Origin of the sequence: Sphingomonas sp. PP-F2F-A104-K0414 (assembly GCF_004340945.1) — a bacterium.
Classification (GTDB): Bacteria; Pseudomonadota; Alphaproteobacteria; order Sphingomonadales; family Sphingomonadaceae; genus Sphingomonas.
Genome location: NZ_SLYD01000021.1, coordinates 1 through 2,161, shown reverse-complemented (window position 1 = coordinate 2,161; position 2,161 = coordinate 1). Strand labels below are relative to the sequence as shown.

Here is a 2,161-nt window from a genome sequence, read left to right as displayed (position 1 = left end):
TGGATCGGTGATGCTGGTGACGGCACCTACTACAGCAACGTGAACATGGGGACGCCCAACGCTCGCGCTGCGATGATCGAAGCTGGTTCGCGCACCTGCCAGCGGTTCGTCAACGGCTCGCAGACAACGCCGTCGTTCGCGCGCAACGAGACGTTCCCGCCCGTCGATCAGATGCAGATGATGGCAATGAACTTGAACGGCTTCTCGCCGAACCTCAGCGCGACGCCGGCACGCAGCATCACATCGCAGGTGCAGTCGCAGATCAATAGGGTGGTTGAAGAAAACGGGTTGCTGATCCTCGCTGGTCATCAAGACATGTTCCAGAATGCGCCAGAGTATCAGGCGCTTCAGGACGTGATCGACCGCTTTATCAACGTAGGTGACTTTGAGCTTCACACGCCGAACACGTTGTTCAATTCGTGGCTCGCGCAGTACGGCCCAGCGCCGACCTATGCTGCCGCCTATTCGGGTAAGGCATAATGAGTGCGCTAACCGCAACCTTCGACCCGGCCACTACCAAGTCGGTGTCGATGTCGATCGATATGCAGGCTGGGACGGCGTCGATCGACGTCGTCCCGGTCGCGGCAAAGCCGGCCCCGCCGATCCCAGCGCTATTCTCAGCGCAGTCGCCCTGGAACCTGATCCCGGTCGCGCTGGTCCTCGGCAAAGACGTGGTGCCAGCCGCCAAACAGAAGCCGTGGATCGAAGAGGCGGCGTATGCATCGAAGATCTTCGTGGCGAAGGCAGGCGACGCGCCAGTGACGGTGCGAGCCAAGCAGATCGCCAACGCACTGGAAGGCGCCGACGTGCTGATCCCGCGCTTCCCGGCGGACACAGTGCCGGCGTCGGGAACGGACGGGCATTGCGAGGTGCTCGACGGCGACGATCTGCACAGCTTCTTCGCGCTGCGGAAGGTCTCGGGCCAATGGTCTTGCGACAAATATGCGTATTCGTCGGTCAGCGGCAGCGGTTGGGGTACGGTAGCCAATCCGGACAACAGCCGAGCAGCTGGGTGCTCGACGGCTGGCGGCCTGCTGCTGAAGTCGGAGCGCGGCATGAAGGTCGTGCCGCACGCGCTCGCGATCGGTCTCGACAAGAACGGCATCAAGGCCGGGCCGGTCTGGCCTGCAACGCTCGAAGATCACGCGGGCGGCTATAGCGGCCCGTTCCAGATCGGCTCGCTACTGATGCTGCCCGCCAGCTTCGACGCCGAGGCGCTTGCGCTGGAGGAAAGCCGAACGATCGCGCGGACGCTGAAGCTCTATGGCGGGCGGGTCGTCGATGCGACCCAGGACACCATGAACATCTATGCCGAGATCGGCAGCGGGTGGAACCGGAGCTACGTCGACGGCAAATATTCGCAGGTGTTCGATCCTGACATGCAGGCGATCAAGGCGGCGCTGCGTCCAGTCGCCTCGGTCGCCGGCTGGAAGGACCGCAACGGCAAGCCGTTCACGCCTACGCCGCCCCGCTCGACGAACTTGCTATCAATGCGTGGACCGTGGAAGGCGTATCCCGACTCGAAGATGTTCGGCCGCTATGACGCCCGCTCGGACCTGTACCAGTGCGAAGCCACCACCGAAGCGCTCGCCATCCAGCAGAGCCTGTGGACTCACGACGAGACCGATAAGTTCGGTTGGCAGAAGTCCTGCTGGAATCTTAATCCCGAGCCGGGCGCGACGTACATCGTGCGCGCGATCGGCGAGGGCGGGATCACCGCGAAGATGCAGGTCAAGAAGTCGGACTACAAGACGATGTACGTCGGAACCGATAAGCTCGCCCCCGGCGATTCCGCGAAGATCACTTGGCCGAAGGACGCCGGTGCCGTCACGGAAGTCTATATCGACAAGGCCAAGGGCCCCGCGGCCAGCATCAGGCTGGAACTGGTCAGGGCGTGAACTGGTCGGCAGCGCATCGACCTACGATCGCGCTGCCGCCCTCAGGGCGCCGATGCGGCAGCGACGCCGGGCTTCGACCTCAAGCGCTTATTGAGCCAATCTCTGACCGGCTTATCGTAGAAGTAGAATGCTGCTGTCGCGAGCACGCAAACTGCGATTGTCCATGCCTGACGTGACCCCCGTTTTTTCCTCCAGTTGAAGCTAGAGTCCGACCCCGGAAAGGGACGGACAGATGAAGCGGAAGCAGTTTTCGGAAGAGCAGA

The 2,161-nt window shown here is 62.5% G+C and carries 2 protein-coding genes; both read left to right on the top strand.

What is annotated here, in order from left to right; all coding sequences use genetic code 11:
* Positions 1–480: hypothetical protein (locus C8J46_RS21065; protein WP_165886696.1), on the top strand; the 480-nt coding region annotated here is incomplete at its 5' end.
* On the top strand, positions 480–1,898 hold the full coding sequence (locus C8J46_RS20620; protein WP_132742552.1) for a hypothetical protein: 1,419 nt from the start codon (positions 480–482) through the stop codon (positions 1,896–1,898). The genes C8J46_RS21065 and C8J46_RS20620, both read left to right, overlap by 1 nt.
* Positions 1,899–2,161: the final 263 nt, after the last annotated feature.

Bases quoted from the DNA above. Each gene is read 5' to 3' on its own strand.
- C8J46_RS20620 (WP_132742552.1), top strand. From the start codon at position 480: ATGAGTGCGCTAACCGCAACCTTCGACCCGGCCACTACCAAGTCGGTG.